The organism is Paenibacillus sp. FSL P2-0322, assembly GCF_037975315.1.
In the GTDB taxonomy this organism is placed as follows: Bacteria; Bacillota; Bacilli; order Paenibacillales; family Paenibacillaceae; genus Paenibacillus; species Paenibacillus polymyxa_B.
The window spans coordinates 5806655-5828606 of record NZ_CP150243.1; the positions used below are offsets into that span (position 1 = coordinate 5806655).

Consider the following 21952-nt stretch of genomic DNA (forward strand, 5'->3'; position numbering starts at 1 on the left):
TTTATTTTTTACCGGGATTCTCGATTTTTTTGGCAACCTCCTTCGTGATCAGCTCCTCATACGCCTTTACATCCAGCTTGTTAAATTCAGTAGTGTATTCACTCCAAATCGCATCAAACTGCTCCGGTGCAGACAGCACCAAACGCGGGAAATATTTGCGCTGCAGGTCCCCCTTCTTTTGCTGGAAGAGCTGCGCAGGTGAACCTTGAGCAATTGGGATACTCCAGGCCGGATACCATGGGCGCTCGTCTGGTGCGGAAAACATTTGCGAGAAGGACTCTACACCATAGACTTTTAGTAGCTTTTTATCTCCCTCGGTGTAGGACATACGCGCAACCTCCGGCTGCCGTCCGGCACCAACGGAGTTGCCGTCAGGCAGGGTAGAACCGCTACCGTATCGCGGCCAACTGTATTCAAAATATTTGAACCCGAATGATTCGCGGAACGCGTCCTGACCAGTCTGCTTAATTTGCTCCTCAGTCCGGTAAAAGCGTCCTTTTTTATCTACATCATAGGTTTCTCCCTTGATTCCCCAGTTGGATAACACCTGGTTTTCGTCGGTCAGCAGGTTGTCAAAAAATTTGATGATACGTACCGGGTCCTTGGCACTGACCGTAATTCCTATGCCTCGGTTATTAACGAATGACGACGGATCAATGTACTGATCCTTTATATTCTGGTCGTATACAACAGGCAGCCCTATATACTCCATATCATCATTGCCCGATTGCTTGGAAGCCTCCTGCAGATTATTCAGGGCCTGCCCCGCCTGCCAGCGGTAGTCGAAAAAGCCCAGCACCTTACCCGAAGTCAGCTTCGCCAGATATTGATCGTAATTGTCCACAAAGGACGATTTATCAAATAGGCCTTCTACATTGAGCTGATTTAGCTCTTTCAGATACCGCTTTGTGATTTCCATATCTCCATAATCCGTGGCCCGGTGTGTTTTCATATCAATAATCGTGCCGCCATCATTCGGATAGCCTGCCAGATGCATCGGTGCGTTCGTAAGAGCATAAAACCTATCCTGCGTGGTTAACGCCAGGTACCCAGTCAATCCCTCATCTGCATGCTTTTTCGCATAGTTACGAATCAGGGCTAAATACTCGTCAAGTGTTTTGATTTTTGGATATCCCGCTTCTTTTAATACCCTGCGTTGCACCCAAAAGGCTCCTTGCTCTAAGTTAGGCGCAGGTAAATAATCGCCTACCACCGCACTGAGCGGCAGAAAGTAAATGTTCCCATCCTCTGCCTTCATCAAGTTGTAGTACGGTCCATATACACGCTTAATATTCGGTCCATACTTGTCGATCAAATCATTCAGGGGAATAAAAGCCCCGGCATCAAGCAGCTTATCGATCGTGCCATCCGGTACTATCACATCCGGGTAATCGTTACTGGCAATAAATGTACCGATCTTCGTATTGGAATCACCCACCAAATGCTCCAGCTTCCAGTTTACCCCCGTCTGATCCTCCAGGATTTTGCCGATCCGCGTTTCTTTGGTATTAATGTCCCTCCCCGCAGTGGCATTAAAATACGTGAATGTGACCTTCTCCTTGCTATCTCCTGACGCTGGCTCCTTGCCCGAGCTCCCTGAGCAAGCAGCGATCATAGACGCCATCATAACCATTACCAGAGTGATGATTCCGAACCTTTTGCTTGTCATGCCAGACCCTCCCCTTTCGTCCTCTTTTGTCGATTGTGTGTGAATATCGTGCGCACGTACCTCAAGCACTGAAAATCCCGCACTCCCTAAATTGTAAGCACTTTCATTTTATAAAATGCTGTTCATTTCGTTCACCTGTCAATCTAAAGGTGTTACTTAGAAAACTATAGGTAAAGGTCCTTCAAAGCAAAATAGGCGTTGCTGTCTACCCTCACTCCCGATCCGCAGGAATCCTAATTCGAATCTCCGTACCGTCGCCGGGTGCGCTGCGAATGGCAAGCTCAAAGCGGCTCCCGTAGTAAAGTTTTAGACGATAGATGACATTTTGTAGACCTATACGCTCACCCATTTCTTCCTGCCTTTGCATGTAACCATATAAGCGTTGTACCTGCTCCTCAGACATGCCCACCCCATCATCCCGAACCGTTAGAATCAGTTGTCCTTCCTCATGCTCAAAATGTATCTCAATGCGTCCCCCATGCTTTAGCGGCTCAATGCCGTGGATGCTTGCATTTTCAACCAGTGTCAGCGCGACCATTTTGGGAAGCAGATTGTCCAGGTCCTCAGAGCGCGCTTGCACTTCGTACTGTATTCGCTCACCAAAGCGATATTGCTGGATTTCCAGAAAACAACGGATTAGCTCCAGCTCCTCCCGCAAAGTAACCCGATCCTTGTTCCACACCAGCGAATTGCGGAAAATCCGTGCCATGTTATGAATAATGCGCGCTGTCTCATCCTCATGCTTCATCAAGCTCCGCATGCGAATCGTCTCCAGCGCATTGAACAGGAAATGCGGGTTGATCTGGCTGTGAAGTGCATTCAACTGGGCATGTCTGCGCTGAATTTCCAGATTTTTTCGCTGAATATCGGCCATATAGACATCGTTAATCAGTCGCTTTATTTTCAACGTCATTCGGTTAAACTCACCTGTTAATTGCCCGATTTCATCTCGCGACTCTGTACCGCGAATCAGCTCAAAATGCTGGTTTTTCACCTTCTTCATGTGCTTTAAAATACGATGAATCCTCACGTTCAACGAACGTGTAATCCAAATAATGATTAATGTAGGCAGCAGCATATTTACACAGGTTAACAAGAGCACAAAATTGCGAGATTCCTGCATTTCATACAGCACTGCATCTCTCGATACCGCAGCCACAATGCTCCAGCCATTCAGATTGCTCGTAAGCACATAATTCGTCTTGAACTCCATCGTGTCCTCGGGCAGCTTGAGAGTGTTATAGGCTACATGTTTGTGGTTTATATCCACTTTGGGGTCCGTTGTATATTCGATTCCCCCTCGTTCGTTCAGCAGAAAGAGACTTCCCTGCAAATTCAGGTTATTGAAAATCTCCCGAATGGACGACATTCGCAGTTCTATTTTCAGTATTTTTTCACGACCATTTTGGGAATAAAAGTAGTTCATTCGCCGAATCAGGCTAAAAGGGTACATCTGTTCACCTGTGCTGTCATCGGTACGTACAAATATAGGCTTGGACTGGCGTCCAGGCGAGATTTTGGTATACCAGGGCAAACTTCTGACTCCCTCATCTATAAAGCTGATTCCCCCGGAATTCAGCAGCGTTGAATTATTGGTGTAGATCGTAATTCCACCTACGGAATGGTATGCAGGACTGTAAGTGTTGTTCAAGATATGACGTAAATAAGAGTCATAAGCGGCGATATAGTCAGCAGGGTGGGGATATGTTTCTTCCAATACCTCATTGAGCTGATGATCAGTATAAAAGATAGACGAGATTTCCATCGCATCTTCAAATTCACGGTAAAATTCAATTTTAATCTGTTCCAGTGCGCGCGAAATATCCTGCATACGCTGTTCCTTCACGTTTTGCGAGGTGACATGGTAAAAAATAAGATTGGTCAGCACTACAGGCGTGAAAACACAGAGAAAATAAAGCAGCAGCATTTTATCCCGCAATCGCACATGATCAAGAGTCGTTCTCAGCATCTTCATTCGCCGGCCCTCTCTGGCTCGTCGCCAATACTCAGGCTATTGCGGTATTCACTAGGCGTGGCGTGCGCCATCTTTTCAAACTGGGTAACAAAATAGTCTGAACTGCCGAAGCCCACGCGCTCAGCAATTTCATAAATCCGCAGATCCGTCTGCCGCAACAAGCGTTTCGCCTCCTGAACACGCAATTTCAGCAGAAATTCGTTAAAGTACACACCATACGTTTTCCTGAACAATTGACCGAGGTATACCGGGTTCATGTAAAAGCGAGCCGCAATACTTTTCAGGCTTATATTCTCGGCGGCATGCTGCTCAATGTAAGCACGGATGTGCTGGATGCCTCCTTGCTGACAATCCTTGCGCAGAACCCCAATATACCTTCCACTTTCCTCTGCAAAAGCTGTAAACAATCGCTGTAGTTCACCCAGGGACAGGTTCATGTCCTGCCAGTTCATCATCGGTTCTAGTGACTGAAGTGAGCGCTCATTTCCCTGCATGTTTTGAATGACCCGAACGATACTAAGTAAGCATTGATGCAGACTCATTTTCATAGCCTCAGGTGCATAACACTCCTCCCGAAAACTACTAAATAAATAATCCACGGCCACACGCAGCTCATCCAACCGCAGTTCCTCAACTTGTTCCGTCAAGCGATCCAGTACGTCCTGAGGGATGGTCTTATAGTGAAGTGGTGGCATTCCCTCCCGTAGATATACAACAATACCGCTATTGTCATAAATGTATTTATGGAGCACTGCTTCCTTTGCACAGGCGTAGGACTGCTGGATATCCTGCAACCGATTCACAGGCTTTCCTGCATAAACGAAAACCCGACTTCCCAGCTGACCTTTTAGTGTCTTCATCCCCTCTATCTCTCGTTGTAGCGCTTTCATAAAAACTTCGACCTTGCCTTCAAAACACCCCAAAAAGAAGTCCGGTACGATAAGACCAATCCGGTTACGATGCTCATGAACATAGAGAGGGTACTTGCCATCCATTAAACGATGAAGCGCTTGCTCTATAAGCTCCCTGAACTGAAAAAGTGATAGCATGACACCATCGTCACCGGAGCGCCAGGGATGTTGGTCATTCAGCTCGACGAGTACATAGTACATATACGTGGCTTCCCCAAGCCGCAGCTGCTGCTCCCACTGTGTCACCACTACATCATCCACTGGGTTCATCATCACAGTCTCTAACAGCCCACCTGCATGGTGATTCTGATATCGTTGTGCATTCTGTTGTTCACGATGCAGTCTTTCACTCAGCTTGCGCAGTGTAGCCGAAAAGTCACCCTCATCAATCGGCTTAAGCATAAAATCATGAACCCCATAGCGGATTGCCTGCTGCGCATAAGCAAAATCACTATAACCGCTTAAGATAATAAACGCGGGATGTTCTGTACTCTGTTCGAGCACAGACCGGATCAGCTCTAATCCGTCCAGCACAGGCATACGAATATCGGTAATGACCAGGTCCGGGTGAATACGGCTGATTAGCTCCAGCGCATCCTCACCGTTATCAGCTTCTCCTACGATTTCAAAACCACAGGCTTGCCAATCCATGAGTTGAAGCAGCCCTTTGCGAGTAAAGGTTTCATCATCCACCACAATGGCTCGATGCAGCTTCATAACACGCTTCCTCCTTTTGAAGTATGCCTATTTTATTATTTTAGTTAACTATTCCAATGATCTCAGTCAATATGGTAATGTAAAACATCAGAAATTGGAAATTTTCGTTACACCTATTATATGACGAATAGAGGGGTGCAAAGCATGTGCACTCCAGCAGCCAAGCCAAAGCAGCAAATATACAAAAAGGAGACGAATCCCTGAATGTGGGTTCGTCTCCTTTTTTGCTATTGCGTAAAAAGCTTTTATTATTCTCTTATTCGTGAATTCAGGCTATCGCTCAGCGATGATACTGACCGCTTGCAGATGGTCGGCGTACTTTACAAACTGCTTGCGCATACCCATAACCCTTGTCCGGGCAGCATGGTTACGCATAAGGTTAAAGGCGATTTTTCCAAATCTCAACCAGCCCTCGTCCTGAATGATACGTGGCAGATGCAATAAGTGCATGGGAACCGTATAGATTTTAACGACCTTAAAGCCTTCCTCTTTCAGCAGCTGTTCCCACTCTGACACCGTCAACGGTGTCGCATTAACTCTCATGGCTGTAGCCAAATCCTTGTAAATTTGTTTTCTGAGCGCAGGCTCAATATGGTTAGAAGCAAGGCACATCTCATGAATAGCATACTTCCCGCCCGTTTTCAAAAGCCGCCTGGCTTCCGAAATAATCTGCGCTTTCTTGGCTCTTGTGTGCATCGTCAGCATGGCTTCCCCATATACCACCGTCGCAGAGGCATCCGGCAACGGAACCTGTTCAGCATCGGCAATAATAACTTCCCGGTTTGCTCCGCTTGCATACGTTTTTACGATAGAAGCCGCCTTCTCATTCTGTTCAATCGCAATATAACGACGGGGATTAAGCCGCAGTGTGATTTGGGCAGTTATACCCAATCCGGGGGCAAACTCAATAACCTCATCCTGCCCGGTTACGTCAAGTCCCTCTATCATCCAACGTGTTGTTTTTAACCCTCCGGGCCTAAGCACGCGCTTACCGAGACTTGCTAATATCCAGTGCCCTGGCACCTGTTTGTAATCTACTGTCTGCATTGGCTATTAACACCTCTTCTTAAAATTTGATAATGATATTCATTATCAATACGAGTGAAAAAAATAACTATTTTCTTTTTTTTTTTATGAGCATGTTGCTGCTGTGTCCTCTTTTATATGTTTTGCGCATAGCTTTCACTTGGCGTTTGGGTCAACACCACATGCAGGCTGGAATTCACCTCTGCACCACCACGATAGGAAAAGTGCTCATCTCCCGTAACATGAATGATATCCCCTTGGACAACTTCCGTTGCTTCGCCGTTCACAGTTACAGTCCCGCTGCCTTCAAGAACAAGCAAATATACATTCGCTCCTGGGTGATTATGTGTTGGTAGCTCGGCATTAGGAGTAAAGTTGAGAATAAAAATTACATTGTCGGCTTCCTTATGCACAATTCGTTTTGTAAACGCAGCTTCTTTATATTCCTGAAATTGAATGAGGTTTGATTTTTTCATATTAGTTCACGCTCCTGTTTGAAATTAAATTTGCTTAAGATGGATTAATACCTTTATTGTATTGGATTATTTCGCTCGCCTTGTGATTGCAATCACAAAACTAAATTTAAGTAAAAATACTTTTAAAATATTTAAAAATTTGATTTCAATCATCTTTTTCATCGACACATCCAACTAGAATCAAATTGTGTTAGATAAACAAAACAAGCAGGAGGTTATTCCATATGAAGCCTGGATTCAAGCTGGCAAAGGATATTTATTGGGTAGGAAAAATTGATAATCGTGAGGTTCCCTTTCATCGTCTTCTACTATCAAAGGGTACAACCTATAATGCATATCTATTGAAAACTGGAAAACCAACCATTGTGGATACCGTAGATATGGCGTTCGGTAGAGAATTTGCCGAAGCTGTAACCGAATTGATCGATCCATTGGATATTCAATATATCATCGTCAATCACACGGAACCAGATCACTCGGGCGGATTGGCGGCACTTGCTTCCAAGGCAACGAACGCTACGATTGTCTGCACTGAGATTGCCGTTCCGGAAATTCAACAAATGTACAAGCTTCAGCATCGCAACTTCCTCGTAATCAAGGATGGGGATCAACTGGACATTGGAGGCAAAACGCTGCTATTCAAAGAAACTCCTTATCTGCATACAGAAGAAACCATGATTACGTATTGTATAGAAGATAAAATCTTGTTCCCTTGCGATATTTTCAGTACACACGTGGCTGTAGAGCATCTATTTGCTGATGAGGCTGGTTTTGATATCACCGAGGACTTTATCGGATACTATCAGGCTATTATTCATCCACATCGCAGATATGTGCGCACATTAATCGAAGCTGTTGCCGATCTGGAAATTGAGATGATTGCACCTTCCCACGGCTTCGCGATCCGACATGATATTGCCAAGTTTATTGATTTGTACGCCTCTATGAGTACCGAAACCAAGGAGGATAAAAAAGTAGCGATTGTCTATGCCACCCTCAAAAATAACACTAAAAAAATGGCAAACATCCTGAAAGACTGCTTTTTGGAGAACCAAATCAAGGTGGAGCTATGGGACGTGGATAAAGCGGATGGAACGGAAATATTGAAGAGTATTGCCTCAGCAGATGCTGTTTTCGTCGGTAGCTCTACCAAATATGCCGACATGACAGGCAAATTGGAAGACCTATTGCAACAAATGCAAAAGATGAATCTGGAAGGCAAGCTGGCTGCTGCCTTTGGTTCCTACGGCTGGAGCGGGGAAGCCATTGAAGTTGTACAGGATTACTTGAATGGTACTAATATGAAGGTCCAAAGCACTTCAGATGTAATCAAATCAACGGGTATGACCCATGTGGAATTCCCGGTGCGTATTCGTTTCTCTCCTACAGAAGTTGAAAAAGTGAAAAAAATTAAAAATGCCGCTGAATTTGTCTCAGATCTACTGCTTAGTGTTATTTAAAACACAGTAGCGTATAGCGAATAGGAGAGATACTGAATGGGTAACCAACATTACGTTATTATCGGAGGCAGTGTCGCCGCCGTCAACGCGGCAAAAGCGATTAGAGATCATGATGATCTGGCCGAAATTTCTATTTACGGGGAGGAAGCATCCTTTCCGTATAACAGAGTCAAACTTTCCAAGGGACTATTCACTGATTTGCACAGCGACAAAATCCTGATCAAAAAGGAAAAATGGTTTGCCAATCAACGAATTCATGTGTATTCCGGCATCAAGATAACCGAGATACATCCAGAGGATTGTACTATCAAAACAATAGATGGACAAACCGTTGCTTATGACAAGCTACTGCTGTGTACAGGAGCTCACAACCGTAAGCTTGTGCTGGATGGGGCTTCTCTAAGGAACGTTCACAATATTCGTTTTCGACAAGATGCGGATCGCCTTAAAGGGGAATTGCGACAGGGAGACCGGATATGTATCATCGGCGGCGGTATTCAAGGCGTGGAAACCGCCTGGTCCTTCCAGCAAGCAGGATATGCTGTAACCATACTGGAAGCTTCGCATCGGCTTATCCCCCGTCAGCTAGATGAAAAGGCCTCCGCTATTTTGACCGATCGGATGACCGAACAGGGTACTCAAGTACTCCTTGGGCAAGGCGTAAAACGTATTAAAGGCACAGATCACGTAGAAGGTGTGGAACTACAGGACGGCTCTGTTATCCCCTGCGAGCATGTCGTGTACTCTATCGGAATTGTACCGAATACGGAGCTTGCTCGCCAAATCGGCCTTGATATTGGACAAGGCATTCTGGTGAATGCGCAGATGGAGACCAGCTCCGCCAATATCTATGCAGCAGGTGATGCAGCCGAATTTCAGAGTAGAGTAGATGGGCTATGGGAAAGCGCAATGGAGCAGGGAAAAATAGCAGGCGCTAATATGGCGGGCGCATCCGTCAGCTATCCGCGTCCCCTCCCTGTAACCCTTTCGAACTGCTATGAATCTCCTCTCTTTTCCATCGGTCTAGTAGATGAACAAGTCTGCGACACCAGCCTGATTACTAAAAATCAAGCTTCTTATACACGTATGTTCATACAAAACGGCTCTATCTGCGGCGTGATTGGCTTTGGAGATGCCCTTGCTTCACTACCATACAAAACAGCCATCATGCAGGGACTCAAACCGGACGCACCAGAGCTTACAAAAATTTTGAATGACAAGGAGAACTAGAGATGAAAAAATATGTATGTCAGCCCTGTGGATACATTTATGATCCTGCTATCGGTGACCCCGATGAAGACGTTATGCCCGGTACAGCGTTTGAGGATCTTCCAGAAGACTGGGTTTGTCCAGTCTGTGGTGAGGATCAAAGTCATTTTGCCCCAATAGATGATACAGAATAACAACCATGCGCTATAACCTGTAGTTTCCGGTTTATGAATGGAGTGAATGAATGTGAATGAGATGTCCTGCCCCTGCCAGTGCGAAAAGGAGCCCTGTGCCCGCAAAGTGCCTATCTTTTCCTCTTTGTCCTGCGAAGATTTGTGTAAGGTCAGCTCCATGATCCGACACCGAAAATACCAGAAAGGCGAGGCCTTGATTGTGGAGGAGCAGGCTTCCGATACGCTGTACATTATTAAAAGCGGGCATGTCAAGCTGCTGAAGATGACGCCTCAGGGCAAGGAGCAAATTCTGCACATTCTGACAACTGGTGATTTTTTTGGCGAGTTGAATATTTTTAACAGCGATGAGCTGAGTAACTTTAGTGCGTATGCCTTAAAAGATACTGATATTTGTATGCTCACCAAGGATGATATGGAGCAGTTGATCCGCAACAACCCCGATATCTCTTTGAAGCTGCTCAAAACCATTACTAAACGCTTGGCACATACCGAAAACCTGGCTCAAAGCCTAGCTACCAAAGACCCGGAAATCCGCATCGCCTATATGATTCTTGAGCTTGGACATAAATACGGCAAGCCGGATGGTTCCTACATTAAAATAAACCTCCCCCTTTCACGCGAGGAAATGGCTAATTATGTGGGTGTTACCCGCGAAACCATCAGTCGCAAATTCGGAAAATTTGAACAGCTGGGGATTATTCATAGCAAGGGTACAAGAGAGATTACCATCTGCGATGTACAGAAACTGAACGAATATATGGATTGAGACACATAGATACAATGTTACTCTAACATGAGGACAACAAAAAACCGCTTCTTTAACTTATGGATTGCAGTTGATCTATCAACCACTTCCATTTCGTTAAAGGGCGGTTTTTTCACCGTATTTTATACTCCACTAACTATCAATTGTTGTGTTCACACTTGGGGAAGACGCTCCCCATGCAGGCCGCGCTGAAGGAAGTTCTGGCGAAACTCTGTCTGTGGAAGGAGCAGTCTCAATCGTGGTCGATTTGGAGCAATCCCACACTACTTTGACCAAATACCCAAACAACAACACATTGAACAATGATGTCACACACAAAATAATACCGTATTGATCCCGAGAATTGGAGCTATAGAAAATATCGAAGGTGTTTAGGAAAATCGTAAGACTGAATCCACCCGCAAGCCACAAAAATCTGCGATCCCGCAAATACAGATACGCTAGTACAGCTAACGCGGCCGCAGGGAACAAGTACCGTTCATGCATGCTGGAAGCGAAGGTAAATACACCTGCAATGAGCACCAGTGCAGCTGCCGCTGCAAATTGTGGTTTGCGACTACGGATATACATCCACCACGTAAACAGAGTCACCAGCACAATGCAGATCATACCCCATGTATGGTAACTGAACAGGAACAACGTTGTAGTGTCCTGCGTATAATTGCCACCGATCAGTGCAAAGAAATTATATGCGTTCACCGAAGCATACGGATACTCGCCGACCGTTCCCTTGTATAGGTCAAGCAGCCATAACGGCTCCTGCCCCCACGAAAATGGTAATATGACCAGAATGGTCGTCACAACGGCACCGCCAATGGACAACAGCCAAGGCTGTATTTTACGTTGTCTCAGCAGCTCAAAGAACAAAACAGGCCCATAAATAATTCCCTGCGGCTTCATCAATACGGCTACCGTAAACAATACGGCTGACCAGCCGACCCGGTTTTCCACAAGCAGCACAATCATGCCCACAATCAGCATAGTAAAGAAAGAATCCACCTGCCCCCAGAAGGTCGAATTGATAAATACAGCTGGGTTAAACACGTAGAATATAGCCAATCCAAGGCTTATTCCATAGCCGACCCGTTTGCTTGCCAACCGGTACAGCATGTACGCTGTCACGATATCGGCTAATATATTGGGAAGCCGCAGCAGTACGGACATGTAGGGACTGAAAGCATCCGTAGAGCCGATTTGACCGATCACATATAAAATATAAATATAGAACGGCGGATAATCACTTGATCCATTCGTGTAAAAGCCCGATAAGCTATCCGCTGCTGTCGTAGCCCAGTTCCGGAATAGCATTAAATCCATATGACCCGAGATCCATGGGGCGATCGCCATTCTTAAAAAGAACCCCACACCCAGCACTGTCCACAGCATCAGTCCCCGATTACGTTCCCCGAGCTTCCATTCACGAGCCCGAAAACGGTACGCAATAAACACGAATGCACCGAAGAACAAAGCAGCGAAAATCGCCAGCGGAGTAGCATAAGCAGATGAGGAGTTCCCACTTCGTCCACCACCCATACCACCGCCAGGACCGCCCATACCAGATCCGTTACCAGACATGCCACCGGGGCCTCTGTGCTGTCCGTCTCTGGCAACACCACTGCCGCCCGAAGACGTATCATTCCCGGCTGTTGTACCTTTGTCACCCGATGTCGATGTTCCCTCAGTGGAGGAGTTGGTAGGTTGCCCCGGTCCTCCCATACCTCCACCAGGTCCGCTTCCTCCTCCGAACCCGCCGGATGGGCCCTGTCTAACAGCCGCAGACTGGGACGCAGAACTACCTGAATAACTCCATAACGAAACGACACTAGCGACAGCACACAATATGAGACTAAATAGAAGTATATATTTCAGACCGTTCGCTTTCCAAACGTTCAAATCCGATGCACCTCTCTCTGTTTCTATTTTCCCATATTGTATCTGCCTTAGCTTAGGACTTTGTGAGTTCTGGCTGAATGTTGGCTGAATACCGAATCATCACACTGAAGTTTGTCGTTCCAGCTCCATAATCGCCCTTTCCAGCTGAGATTGTGGATGCTTCAGCATGTTACCGTGACCGACAGCTAATAAAGATGGATTGAAACTCAGCAGCTTTTTGGCGCTTTTCAGCGAAATTCCCTTGTTCCAGGTAGCCAGTGCCGGAAAAGGAAACAGCGGCTTAAGCCTTCCCGATACCGCTATACCACCTCGGGTCTGGAAGGCGTCGCCTGCAATCAACGCACGGGTACGAGTATCCAAAAATGCCATCGAGCCCGGCGTATGTCCTGGTGCGCTGATCGCCAACAGCGAACCTACATGATCCCCATCCTCCAGTAAAACGTCAGGCTGGGTAAGGATATGCTTCGGTACATCGCCTCGAATAGGAGTATCCGGTTCTCCTGCCTCCAACGATACATCGCCCTGTAGCAGCGGTGCGTCCCGCCTTGAAATGAACACTTGCGCGTCAGGATACCTTGCCTTGAGCTTATCCAACGCACCCACATGATCCCCATGGGCATGGGTAAGTACAATTCGAATAATCGGCTGCCCGATCCGCGCCGCAGCCTGCTCTATACCACGGGTACTGTATGGCAATCCGGCATCTACCAAGGTGAGCCCCTCCTTCTCCTCCACCAAATAACAGTTCACCGGGAACAGCCGGGGCATAAACGTCAATTGATACACATGCTGCACCTGAACAATACGCATTTTAGCTCATCTCCTTGTCTTAATTATAAACTAATCATATTAGTATTATGACTAATATAATTAGTTTTAAGCAAATATTTTTGCTCCTATTCAGTTGGAGTTGGAGCTGGAACTGCTACGGGGACGATCATACTGAGAAAACAGCAAAAAGCATCCCCAGGACTCTGCCCCCGGGGATGCCTCTCACAACAAGAATTAACCTTTTCCTCCTGTTATTAATAACGAAGCCTTCTTGGCTATTTCCTCTTTATCAAACGAAGTAATTCCTGATGACCATAAAGCGAGAAGATGACCATTGTGGCCGTCTTCTCGCTTTATGGTCATTTATAAGCGTCCTCTGTGCAACAACTTCATCCGTAATTATAGCCGGATTGCCTCAGCAATAGGCGTACTGCCAGACACCAAATTAATTGCACGATGATACGTCTGCTGTTCCTCCAGCGCTGCTACCACCGCTGCCCCCACATCTTCACGGGAAATGGTGTGGCTGGTGAGCTCCTCACCGGTAGCAACTTTGCCGGTGCCCACATCATCCGTCAGGCCACCCGGACGAAGAATCGTGTAGTCTAGGTTGCTCGCTTCCAACAGGCGGTCAGCGTAATGCTTCGCCACATAATACGGTTTAATGGATTCGGGCCACTGCTCCCGATTCTCCGCACTTAGGGCGCTGACCATAACGAAGCGTTGGATACCTGCTTGTTCGGCGGCTTCCATCGCCTTGACCGCTCCATCCAAGTCGATAAGCAGCGTTTTATCAGCTCCTGTTTTCCCGCCGGAGCCTGCTGTGAATACGACAGCATCGCTGCCTTTTATAGCTGCGGCAATTTCACCAACCGTCCCTTCGAGGTCAGCTACCACCGTTTCTGCTCCCAAACGTTCAAGCGCTTCGGCCTGATCCGAATTTCGGATCAACGCCTTTACGCGATGCGATTCATTTTGCCCCAATAGACGGACAAGATGTCTGCCTACTTTTCCATTTGCACCAATCACCAGTACGTTCACTCATACCCCTCCTGTATTCGCAGTCTCTCATCTACATTATACAGATGTATTTTACCCTTCGGGTCTGCGACGCAATCATGTTAGCTGCATCAGGTTGAAATCAGACTTCTTTGGTAAGCTCGACATCTCGCTTTTGCCGCACACGCAGACCTGCCAAAAAGGTAGCCATCATCACCTCAATACTCCGGTCCACCTCCACAGGTAAACCAAAGCCGCCCTTTTGTTCAAGCGAGGCGAATCCATGAAGCAGACTACGGAATCCCCTCGCTGCATGAATGCAATCTTCTTCCTTGAAGCCATAACCACTGGACAGGACGGTAATGACCAGCTCGGCCACGCGATCCGCAGCCTGCCTCATTTCGGTATCATTTCGATCTGTTGCATACAGCATCGCTTCATACAAACCGGGTCGCTCCCGAGCATACCGCATATACGCCTTCCCCATAGCGGTCAGCGCATCTTCGCCCGCTCTACCCACCGCTGCGCTCATCAAAGCTTCCTCCAACTGTTCGAGGCTGTGCAATGCCAGTACTTGGCGCAGTCCGTTCAATCCGTTCACGTGGTTATACAAGGACGGAGGGCGAATGTGGAGTTTTTGAGCCAGCGTGGTGAGCGTGACATCCCCCATCCCTTGTTCATTGGCAATGTCCTCGGCAGCCCGCAGGATATCTTGCAACTTTACTCCGTTTCTAGGCGACATCATCCTGTCTCCTTTCATCGAATTTCTATGTAATCCGGTTCCTTATACCTATACAGAATTGATCCAGATTCTATTTTAACTAATCCTGTTAGTTTATACAAAGAAGATGCCGTTTACAACAGCCGGCCTGCATTGAACCTTTATAGAAGAGCATAGCAGTCATTACTGATATAATAAAAAAATAAGATCATAGAACGGACCTGATCCCTTTCTCGATCCCCTACAAAGGAGCTAGCTATATCTATGGAATCCAAGCCACTTCCAGCTATTGAATTCAATCACATTATCAAATATTTCGCCGGGTCTGGACAGCAACGTGCTGTTCTGAACGGGATTACGGCAAAAGTTTCCCCCGGCAAAATCACCACGTTGGTCGGTCCATCGGGGTCTGGTAAAAGCACGTTGCTTTCACTGTGCAACCTCCTAATGACACCGGATGAAGGGGACATCCGTGTCCTCGGCAAACCGATATCGGAGTGGGAGATCCCTGAACTAAGACGGAGAGTAGCATTGGTTTTTCAGGATGCCCCCATGCTTCAGGGAACTGTCCTGTACAATCTCCAAACCGTAGAACGGCTGCACGGTACAGTGCTGGATGATCCTGCCGGCCTGTTGGAACGCGTAGGACTCACCCACGATCTGTTGGAACAAAAGGCGCAGGAACTGTCCGGTGGACAAAGACAGCGCTTGGCCTTGGCGCGGACGCTCGCGAACCGCCCGGATATTTTACTGCTGGATGAGATTACTTCTGCACTGGACCCCGCCTCGGTCAAAGAGGTTGAGGAACTGCTGCTGCAAATGAACAAAGAAGAGGGAACAACGATGATCTGGATTACGCATCATATGGAACAAGCCCGCAGGGTAGGCCACGAGACATGGCTGATGATCGACGGAAGACTAGTAGAACAAGCGGATACGGAGACGTTTTTTAATGCTCCGCAGCATAGTGAGACCCGCAGGTTTGTAGCAGGAGAATGGGCATGACGATTGTTGCCTTGATTCTCTCTCTCGGTTTTGTATTTATCGCCATCGTCATGTCCAAATCCTTCAAACTCGGTCTGGACCGAGACATTATCATCGCCACAATCAGAGCGTCGATTCAACTGCTGGCGATTGGATATGTATTACATTTAATTTTTGGGATGCAAAGCTACGGATTTATCGTATTATTCATTCTGCTCATGATTACCGTAGCCTCACAAAATGTTGCGCGCAAAGGACGATTTATCCCCGGTCTCATGTGGAAGTCATTCCTGACGCTGCTGTGTGTGGAAATCGTTACGCAGGCGTTCCTGATTGGCCTGCATATTATTCCGGCGACAGCCCGATATATGATTCCGATTAGCGGCATGATCATTGGCAGCTCCATGATTTTGTCCAGCCTGCTGGTGTCCCGGCTCAAGTCGGAAGTTCTGCTGCGCAAGCCTGAAATCATGCTCATTCTGGCGCTAGGCGGCACGCCTAGACAAGCCATCTTCCCTATACTCAAGGATTGCATACGTTCCAGTATGATTCCAACCATCGAGGGGCAAAAAACGCTGGGGCTTGTCCAGCTTCCCGGCATGATGACCGGACAAATCATCGCAGGTGCCAATCCGATTGCCGCCGTGCGTTTGCAATTGCTAATCGTATTTACTACCATGACCTCTGCTATTTTGACCAGCGTGCTGCTCAGCTTGTTCATTTATCCGGCATTATTTACCCGCCAGCAACAATTGAACACAGAAGCATGGGAACGCTGATCGAGGCGGATATATCCAGTTATTTACCAGCTTCTATAAAAAAGTAGACATGTTTAATTCCTGACATGAAGGTTAATAGATACACGAACACGCTTTACTAAAATTCGATGAGGAGTGATTGAACATGGCTAACAACAACCAAAATGGCAAACTGAGTCGCGAAGAAGCAGGACGTTTAGGTGGAGAAGCTACTGCTAAAAATCACGACAAAGAATTTTATCAGGAGATTGGCGAAAAAGGTGGCGAAGCCACTTCCAAAAACCATGACAAGGACTTCTATCAAGAAATCGGACGCAAGGGCGGTGAAGCCCGTGGCAATTCAGACCAGAGTGATAGCGACGGGAAAATGAGCAGGGAAGAAGCTGGCCGTAAAGGCGGCGAAGCCCGCGCACGTCAGCGTAGGGATAACTGATAATAGGGAATATGTGGTCGGTGCAATTGTAATGTAGAGGCACAGACTGCGTATAAACACGAAGTATAGTGGACGTTTATGTTATAAAAGCCTATCTGCCGTTGTTTTGGCAGATAGGCTTTTTGTGTGAAAGTTACTTTCGTCAACCGATCATACACCTTACAATATACATAAACAGGTTAATTAACCAATCATACATAAAATGAAAGAATGGATTATAGGAGGTTTGCGCGAATGTTGATTACAAAGAATAAAACAGCTGCAACTATTCTAAGAATTATATTTTTTTCACTGATTTTCAGCTGGATTTATTATTATTCAGATCATCACTCAGCAGAAACCGCTAAATTAGTTAAAACTACAGATGATTACTTGGTCATACAGAGAGATGCTTCTAACGGAGGTGAATATAAAGAATTATATATTTCCTCAAAGTCTGTGATCCCTCCTCTGGTTATAGGCAAACCATATTATTTCGTGTCTGATCAAAGGTACCTTCAACGCCCATATATCCGTTATGTAGAGGAGTAAAATAGAACAAGACAACAAGGACTAACATAGCCCTTGACTAAAGCTTCATGAATACAAAAGAGTGCATGCAACTCAAGTCAAATATTCCTGTATTCCGGCTGTTAAGATGGAGTCGAAAGGAGGGAACCCTCGTGTACGAATGGAACGAAATGGTCCAGCTCATGATCGATTGGATTGATAATAATCTTACTTCAGCACCTTCGTTGTTGAGAATGTCCAATCAGTTAGGCTACTCCCCTTACTACTGTACAAAACAGTTTCATTCTCTTACAGGAATGACGTTAAGGGATTATGTGTGGATGCGCCGGATTAGCCGTGCTGCACTGGAACTCCGGGATAGCAATGTCCGCATCCTCGATGTTGCAGTAAAGTATGGGTTTTCTTCACAGGAGGCTTTTACACGGGCATTTGTAAAAGCGTTTGAGGTAACTCCGGCTGTATACCAGAAGGAGCCCCGACCTATCCCGTTGGCCATTCGCGTTGAGGTGTTCTCTCCTTATCATTACCATTTGAAGGAGCGGGATAAGATGGTTAAGGATCATTTGCAAGAAGCTGAAGTCAAAATCGAGCGTATACCAGCACACAAATTTATTGGAATTTGGGATACTTCTTCACGAAACTACGGTGATTTCTGGAGAAACGGTCACAATTGTGATGAAATTTGCGGAACATTGGAAAGCATGTCTCATCTCAAGCTTCCCGAACAATTGGGCCAAACTGCGGGCTGGTTCTATCAGGATGGTCAGAAGGGCTATCTCTATGGAATACCGGTCGCCGCTGACTATGCCGGAGAGATTCCCGCAGGAATGAAGTGCCGGGACATCCCCGAATCAGATTACCTGGTGTTTTTTCACCCGCCCTTTAATTATTTAAAAAACAATGGAGACGTTATGAGAATGGTGGAGGAGAAGGCTTGGAACTTTGACCCTAGCAGCCTGGGGTATGAATGGGATGAGGAAACGAAGCAGGATTATCAGCGGCATTTCCCAGAAGGATACGGCTACGCAGTGTTACGTCCAGTGAAAAAAGTGTAGAGAAAAAGAATCCGAAGAAGCCGCTACGATTCAGGAGGCTGTTCATCGTCTTGCTAAAGTCTGTTGAAAAATAATAACAGTCTATTACTAACGGGTCCCATTTTGAGGTGCAATACACATCGAATTGACATTGTGGACACAATACGATGTAAATATAGAATAAACCGATCACTGAATCATACAGTTGTCGGTTTATTCTTGATCAGTATTTTTATTTTGTAAGTAACTATCAATGATTTTAACCCAATCCGGTAACAACGCCACATGGTGTTTTATCGTTTCACTATCTGATTCCAATACAATCACGCCATCTGAGCTGCTGACGGCTCACTCATGATAAAATATCCTGTTCTTTAATTCGTTCGACTTGACCATTACTGTACTCTTTAACAAATTGACCATCCGGCGTTTTGTAGACAATATATGTGCCATTTGCTTTAGCGTCCAGTTTTGCTCTATCTCCAGTTAGTTTGATTAGCTTGCCTAGGTCGTGTGTACGATTCATTCAGTCATCACCATCCCATACAATTCATATATCGAGAGTATATCACAAATCGAAAAGTCTGAAAGAATCCAGCGTCACTCAAAACCACACGAACACCGTACGGCTAAAAATCGTGACAAGTAAATAGGATCGAAATATCGTTCTTTTTAATACATTTTAATAAATAAATTTGGAATAAATGCTACTTCCAGCTTTTTAATTCGTCTATAACAACAAATACACTTGCGGAGGTATAGGCAATGAAATCTTTTCGTTTTTGGCTGGTCCTAATCTCATGTCTAGTTATTACTGTAAATATTACGGGGTACGACGACTACAATATACTATTAGCTATTATTAGCCCGTTGGTTTGGGTGTATGAATCATTTCGATTTGTGCGAGAGGCAGACATCCCCATAACTATTGTTTGCTTCACTACACTAGTTTTCTGGTATCTCATTGGATACGCTTTGGACCGTATGATTAGAAAATTGAAAAATTAAAATCACTTGAAATTATCTTCCAAAATATTATCTACCTTCTCAGGCTCGTACTCGACCGTTCTGTTGTCAGGAGATGAAGGAATCATATTGATCACAACATTTCTCATTTGTAGCTTGTACTTTCCTTCCTCAAAAGCAAGAACATGCTTAATGGAAGGTAACTCCATATCCTCATACTTCGTTATCGACGAAACAACAATCTTGGAAGGGTTAGAATCATCCACAGACACGATACGATAATCAATCGGTGTTCCCTGAGCTTTTAGAAAGTTAAGCCGTGCCTGTTCTGTTTTAAAGCGATAATCATCAGACAGTGAAAGCATCTTATCGTAATCGCGACTCATAGAAGCGTTCATATATTCTGAAAATGTCGAGACAGCAGCCTCTTTGGGCTTATCAGGAAGCTTATAAGGTTCCTTATCCCCTCCAAAACCTGTAGCAATTACAGTCAAAATCCTCCGAGGACAACCAAGCAAGCCAACTTATTACGCGATACAAGCCTCAATAAATAAAACCCCCTTTGTTGTAAATTTTACCACCTATTTTCAACGTATCTCAACTTAAAAAGCCACTGTAAAACGCAGTATAACTTTTTGTAAAACCCCATTCATTTAAATCCAAAGCCATTCTTTTAATATAATTTTATTTTAACGTTAATACTCACTGAACACCTTTGTTACCTTATGTAATGTCGCCTTCCCATCCTGTAAACTAAGTTCCATCAAGCGATAACCGCTGGATCATAGAGAGGATGAGATATTTATGAGTTTGGATAATAGAGTTTTTGCGATACAAGCTGGTCTGGACGGACGTGTAAATGCGGTTATAGATCAAACCCTTGCCGAGAAGCGCCTGGTCGGCGCAGTCGTCATGATATATATGGATGGTTCACCCGTGTATGTCCGAGCGGCGGGGCTGGCTGATCGAGAAGAACAACGTCCTATGCATGAGGATGCTTTATTTCGGCTTTCTTCTGTATCCAAACCGATTGTATCTACTGCGGCTTTGGTTTTGGCAGCCCAAGGATTGATTAAGCTCGATGAATCTATTGAACGCTGGTTGCCCGATTTTCGCCCCCGATTAATCAGTGGTGAGCAGCCCTCCATTACAGTACGCCAATTGCTGACACATACTGCCGGGTTGACCTATGGCTTTTTAGAGGAAGAAGGCGGCGGTTCCTATCATCGTGCAGGCGTATCAGATGGCATGGATTTTTCAAATCTTACGCTGGAAGAGAACTTGCAACGTTTGGCTTCTGTGCCTCTGTTATATACACCGGGTAAAGCGTGGGGATATTCGATTGCTACTGATGTGCTCGGCGCTATCATTAGCCGTGTATGTGGCACAACCCTTGATGCAGCTGTTAAAAAGCTCGTTACAGAACCTCTCGATATGCACGACACCAGTTTCGCGGTCGCGGATGCTGGACGGCTTGCGGCTCCTTATGTCAACGATATATCAGAACCCCGGCGGATGCGCGAGCTTGAGGTTGCGCAGGTTTTTGAAGGCACTGCAGGACTTCGTTTTCAGCCTGCACGAGCCTTTGATCCCACGGCTTTCCACTCTGGTGGCTCGGGTATGATTGGCAGCGCAAAAGATTTCATGCGGCTGCTGGAAACACTGCGAAACGGCGGCAATCCGTTACTTTCAGAGGAATGGGTCCGTGAAATGGGCACCATCCAGACCGGGAACCTCCCCTTGGCAGGCTGGCCGGGCCGGGGCTTTGGACTAGGATTCACCGTACTCCAAAATCCCGACGAAAGTGGAACAGCAGAATCACCCGGAACGTGGCGACTCGGAGGAGCTTACGGCCATTCGTGGTTCGTTGATCCCACACTAAGACTCAGTGTGGTCGCCTTTACCAATACAGCATTCGAAGGGATGTCAGGTCCGTTTACAACTGAGCTTTGCCAAGCCATTTACGGTAGCTCAAATAGGGTCTAATAAAGTGGGGGTTACATGTTTATGGTCTACAGGCGAGGACAGGACAATTAACGTGGTAGAGTGCCCGTGCTTTCCACACTCATCCCCGAACTGCTCCAGCTTGAGCATAGACTCAACCATGACTTTCAGTAAGTAATTTTGCTCGCCGCTGATTCTATGGCATTCAATGACTTCAGGTGCAGATTGGCAAAACTCAACAAATGAATTGCATTGATTCGTATGCACGAGCACGTGAGCCATGATCGGCTTTCCAACTTTCTCATGTGAAACTATGGCACGATACCCGGCGATAATACCTTTATCCTCCATGCGCCGCACTCTTTCCGTTACGGCAGGCTGGGAAAGTCCAACCTCCTTACCCAGCTCGGTCATGGAGATACGCGCCTGGTTTTGTAGACACAACAAAATTTTATGATCCACTTGATCCATCAAATCCATCTCCTTAAGTCCAAGGTAATATTACAAAAACACAATTATTATTATGTATTATTCCG

The 21952-nt window shown here is 46.0% G+C and carries 22 protein-coding genes; 10 read left to right on the plus strand and 12 right to left on the minus strand.

Annotated elements, in window-relative coordinates:
* Window position 1 precedes the first annotated feature (1 nt).
* The 5 genes from MKY24_RS25725 to MKY24_RS25745 form a co-directional block, all read right to left on the minus strand.
* The gene (locus MKY24_RS25725) at window positions 2–1669 is read right to left on the minus strand and encodes an ABC transporter substrate-binding protein (protein ID WP_023990912.1); all 1668 of its coding nucleotides are present in this window, start codon (window positions 1667–1669) and stop codon (window positions 2–4) included.
* Window positions 1670–1880: 211 nt separating this feature from the next.
* Window positions 1881–3644, minus strand: a complete 1764-nt coding sequence (locus MKY24_RS25730; RefSeq protein ID WP_264454406.1) for a sensor histidine kinase — start codon at window positions 3642–3644, stop codon at window positions 1881–1883.
* Window positions 3641–5272: a response regulator gene (locus MKY24_RS25735; RefSeq protein ID WP_339201133.1), complete on the minus strand. Its 1632-nt coding sequence runs from the start codon at window positions 5270–5272 to the stop codon at window positions 3641–3643. Before MKY24_RS25735 ends, MKY24_RS25730 begins: the two co-directional genes overlap by 4 nt.
* A 273-nt stretch (window positions 5273–5545) precedes the next feature.
* The gene (locus MKY24_RS25740; RefSeq protein WP_028540834.1) at window positions 5546–6319 is read right to left on the minus strand and encodes a class I SAM-dependent methyltransferase; all 774 of its coding nucleotides are present in this window, start codon (window positions 6317–6319) and stop codon (window positions 5546–5548) included.
* Window positions 6320–6432: 113 nt separating this feature from the next.
* Window positions 6433–6774, minus strand: a complete 342-nt coding sequence (locus tag MKY24_RS25745; protein ID WP_071558067.1) for a cupin domain-containing protein — start codon at window positions 6772–6774, stop codon at window positions 6433–6435.
* 224 nt (window positions 6775–6998) lie between these two features.
* Between MKY24_RS25745 and MKY24_RS25750 the strand changes: the two genes are divergently transcribed.
* From MKY24_RS25750 to MKY24_RS25765, 4 genes are all read left to right on the plus strand, one after another.
* A complete protein-coding gene (locus MKY24_RS25750) occupies window positions 6999–8234 on the plus strand; it encodes an FprA family A-type flavoprotein (RefSeq protein ID WP_053326373.1) in 1236 nt (411 codons plus the stop codon).
* Between the two features lie 36 nt (window positions 8235–8270).
* Window positions 8271–9464, plus strand: coding sequence for an FAD-dependent oxidoreductase (locus MKY24_RS25755; protein ID WP_339201134.1), 1194 nt, complete (start codon window positions 8271–8273; stop codon window positions 9462–9464).
* Between the two features lie 2 nt (window positions 9465–9466).
* A complete protein-coding gene (rd, locus tag MKY24_RS25760) occupies window positions 9467–9637 on the plus strand; it encodes a rubredoxin (protein ID WP_007432984.1) in 171 nt (56 codons plus the stop codon).
* Between the two features lie 61 nt (window positions 9638–9698).
* Complete coding sequence (locus tag MKY24_RS25765) at window positions 9699–10403, plus strand: Crp/Fnr family transcriptional regulator (protein WP_048481570.1); 705 nt, start codon at window positions 9699–9701, stop codon at window positions 10401–10403.
* A 132-nt stretch (window positions 10404–10535) separates the two neighbouring features.
* Here MKY24_RS25765 and MKY24_RS25770 read toward each other — a convergent pair whose 3' ends face one another.
* From MKY24_RS25770 to MKY24_RS25785, 4 genes are all read right to left on the minus strand, one after another.
* On the minus strand, window positions 10536–12296 hold the full coding sequence (locus tag MKY24_RS25770; RefSeq protein ID WP_339201135.1) for a glycosyltransferase 87 family protein: 1761 nt from the start codon (window positions 12294–12296) through the stop codon (window positions 10536–10538).
* A gap of 99 nt (window positions 12297–12395) precedes the next feature.
* Window positions 12396–13106, minus strand: a complete 711-nt coding sequence (locus MKY24_RS25775) for an MBL fold metallo-hydrolase (RefSeq protein ID WP_339201137.1) — start codon at window positions 13104–13106, stop codon at window positions 12396–12398.
* A 360-nt stretch (window positions 13107–13466) separates the two neighbouring features.
* Window positions 13467–14108 carry an SDR family oxidoreductase gene (locus tag MKY24_RS25780; RefSeq protein ID WP_076264553.1) on the minus strand — a complete coding sequence of 214 codons (642 nt, stop codon included), beginning with the start codon at window positions 14106–14108 and terminating at the stop codon, window positions 13467–13469.
* Between the two features lie 100 nt (window positions 14109–14208).
* Window positions 14209–14808, minus strand: a complete 600-nt coding sequence (locus MKY24_RS25785; protein ID WP_053326378.1) for a TetR/AcrR family transcriptional regulator — start codon at window positions 14806–14808, stop codon at window positions 14209–14211.
* A 243-nt stretch (window positions 14809–15051) separates the two neighbouring features.
* On the opposite strand from MKY24_RS25785, the gene MKY24_RS25790 reads away from it, so the two are divergent.
* The 5 genes from MKY24_RS25790 (at window position 15052) to MKY24_RS25810 (ending at window position 18527) form a co-directional block, all read left to right on the plus strand.
* On the plus strand, window positions 15052–15792 hold the full coding sequence (locus MKY24_RS25790) for a phosphate ABC transporter ATP-binding protein (protein ID WP_339201138.1): 741 nt from the start codon (window positions 15052–15054) through the stop codon (window positions 15790–15792).
* Window positions 15789–16550 (plus strand): iron export ABC transporter permease subunit FetB, encoded by a 762-nt coding sequence (gene fetB, locus MKY24_RS25795; RefSeq protein ID WP_023990927.1) that lies wholly within the window; start codon window positions 15789–15791, stop codon window positions 16548–16550. Before MKY24_RS25790 ends, fetB begins: the two co-directional genes overlap by 4 nt.
* A gap of 124 nt (window positions 16551–16674) precedes the next feature.
* Window positions 16675–16962, plus strand: a complete 288-nt coding sequence (locus tag MKY24_RS25800) for a general stress protein (RefSeq protein ID WP_013312557.1) — start codon at window positions 16675–16677, stop codon at window positions 16960–16962.
* 234 nt (window positions 16963–17196) lie between these two features.
* A complete protein-coding gene (locus MKY24_RS25805) occupies window positions 17197–17493 on the plus strand; it encodes a hypothetical protein (protein WP_339201140.1) in 297 nt (98 codons plus the stop codon).
* Between the two features lie 131 nt (window positions 17494–17624).
* On the plus strand, window positions 17625–18527 hold the full coding sequence (locus tag MKY24_RS25810; RefSeq protein WP_069081064.1) for an AraC family transcriptional regulator: 903 nt from the start codon (window positions 17625–17627) through the stop codon (window positions 18525–18527).
* Between the two features lie 331 nt (window positions 18528–18858).
* Here MKY24_RS25810 and MKY24_RS25815 read toward each other — a convergent pair whose 3' ends face one another.
* Together MKY24_RS25815 and MKY24_RS25820 are read right to left on the minus strand one after the other, a co-directional pair.
* Window positions 18859–19032 carry a hypothetical protein gene (locus tag MKY24_RS25815; RefSeq protein ID WP_023990932.1) on the minus strand — a complete coding sequence of 58 codons (174 nt, stop codon included), beginning with the start codon at window positions 19030–19032 and terminating at the stop codon, window positions 18859–18861.
* Window positions 19033–19516: 484 nt separating this feature from the next.
* Window positions 19517–19966, minus strand: coding sequence for a hypothetical protein (locus tag MKY24_RS25820; protein ID WP_339201141.1), 450 nt, complete (start codon window positions 19964–19966; stop codon window positions 19517–19519).
* Between the two features lie 310 nt (window positions 19967–20276).
* Between MKY24_RS25820 and MKY24_RS25825 the strand changes: the two genes are divergently transcribed.
* Window positions 20277–21458 (plus strand): serine hydrolase domain-containing protein, encoded by a 1182-nt coding sequence (locus MKY24_RS25825; RefSeq protein ID WP_339201142.1) that lies wholly within the window; start codon window positions 20277–20279, stop codon window positions 21456–21458.
* Here the strand turns inward: MKY24_RS25825 and MKY24_RS25830 are convergent.
* Window positions 21444–21887, minus strand: a complete 444-nt coding sequence (locus MKY24_RS25830) for an Lrp/AsnC family transcriptional regulator (protein ID WP_028540848.1) — start codon at window positions 21885–21887, stop codon at window positions 21444–21446. The genes MKY24_RS25825 and MKY24_RS25830 overlap by 15 nt on opposite strands.
* Between the last annotated feature and the right edge of the window lie 65 nt (window positions 21888–21952).

What these genes read in the sequence shown, in the direction of transcription:
- MKY24_RS25725 (WP_023990912.1), bottom strand. Translation starts at nt 1,669, where the DNA reads ATGACAAGCAAAAGGTTCGGAATCATCACTCTGGTAATGGTTATGATG.
- MKY24_RS25730 (WP_264454406.1), bottom strand. Translation starts at nt 3,644, where the DNA reads ATGAAGATGCTGAGAACGACTCTTGATCATGTGCGATTGCGGGATAAA.
- MKY24_RS25735 (WP_339201133.1), bottom strand. Translation starts at nt 5,272, where the DNA reads ATGAAGCTGCATCGAGCCATTGTGGTGGATGATGAAACCTTTACTCGC.
- MKY24_RS25740 (WP_028540834.1), bottom strand. Translation starts at nt 6,319, where the DNA reads ATGCAGACAGTAGATTACAAACAGGTGCCAGGGCACTGGATATTAGCA.
- MKY24_RS25745 (WP_071558067.1), bottom strand. Translation starts at nt 6,774, where the DNA reads ATGAAAAAATCAAACCTCATTCAATTTCAGGAATATAAAGAAGCTGCG.
- MKY24_RS25750 (WP_053326373.1), top strand. Translation starts at nt 6,999, where the DNA reads ATGAAGCCTGGATTCAAGCTGGCAAAGGATATTTATTGGGTAGGAAAA.
- MKY24_RS25755 (WP_339201134.1), top strand. Translation starts at nt 8,271, where the DNA reads ATGGGTAACCAACATTACGTTATTATCGGAGGCAGTGTCGCCGCCGTC.
- rd (WP_007432984.1), top strand. Translation starts at nt 9,467, where the DNA reads ATGAAAAAATATGTATGTCAGCCCTGTGGATACATTTATGATCCTGCT.
- MKY24_RS25765 (WP_048481570.1), top strand. Translation starts at nt 9,699, where the DNA reads ATGTCCTGCCCCTGCCAGTGCGAAAAGGAGCCCTGTGCCCGCAAAGTG.
- MKY24_RS25775 (WP_339201137.1), bottom strand. Translation starts at nt 13,106, where the DNA reads ATGCGTATTGTTCAGGTGCAGCATGTGTATCAATTGACGTTTATGCCC.
- MKY24_RS25785 (WP_053326378.1), bottom strand. Translation starts at nt 14,808, where the DNA reads ATGTCGCCTAGAAACGGAGTAAAGTTGCAAGATATCCTGCGGGCTGCC.
- MKY24_RS25790 (WP_339201138.1), top strand. Translation starts at nt 15,052, where the DNA reads ATGGAATCCAAGCCACTTCCAGCTATTGAATTCAATCACATTATCAAA.
- fetB (WP_023990927.1), top strand. Translation starts at nt 15,789, where the DNA reads ATGACGATTGTTGCCTTGATTCTCTCTCTCGGTTTTGTATTTATCGCC.
- MKY24_RS25800 (WP_013312557.1), top strand. Translation starts at nt 16,675, where the DNA reads ATGGCTAACAACAACCAAAATGGCAAACTGAGTCGCGAAGAAGCAGGA.
- MKY24_RS25805 (WP_339201140.1), top strand. Translation starts at nt 17,197, where the DNA reads ATGTTGATTACAAAGAATAAAACAGCTGCAACTATTCTAAGAATTATA.
- MKY24_RS25815 (WP_023990932.1), bottom strand. Translation starts at nt 19,032, where the DNA reads ATGAATCGTACACACGACCTAGGCAAGCTAATCAAACTAACTGGAGAT.
- MKY24_RS25825 (WP_339201142.1), top strand. Translation starts at nt 20,277, where the DNA reads ATGAGTTTGGATAATAGAGTTTTTGCGATACAAGCTGGTCTGGACGGA.
- MKY24_RS25830 (WP_028540848.1), bottom strand. Translation starts at nt 21,887, where the DNA reads ATGGATCAAGTGGATCATAAAATTTTGTTGTGTCTACAAAACCAGGCG.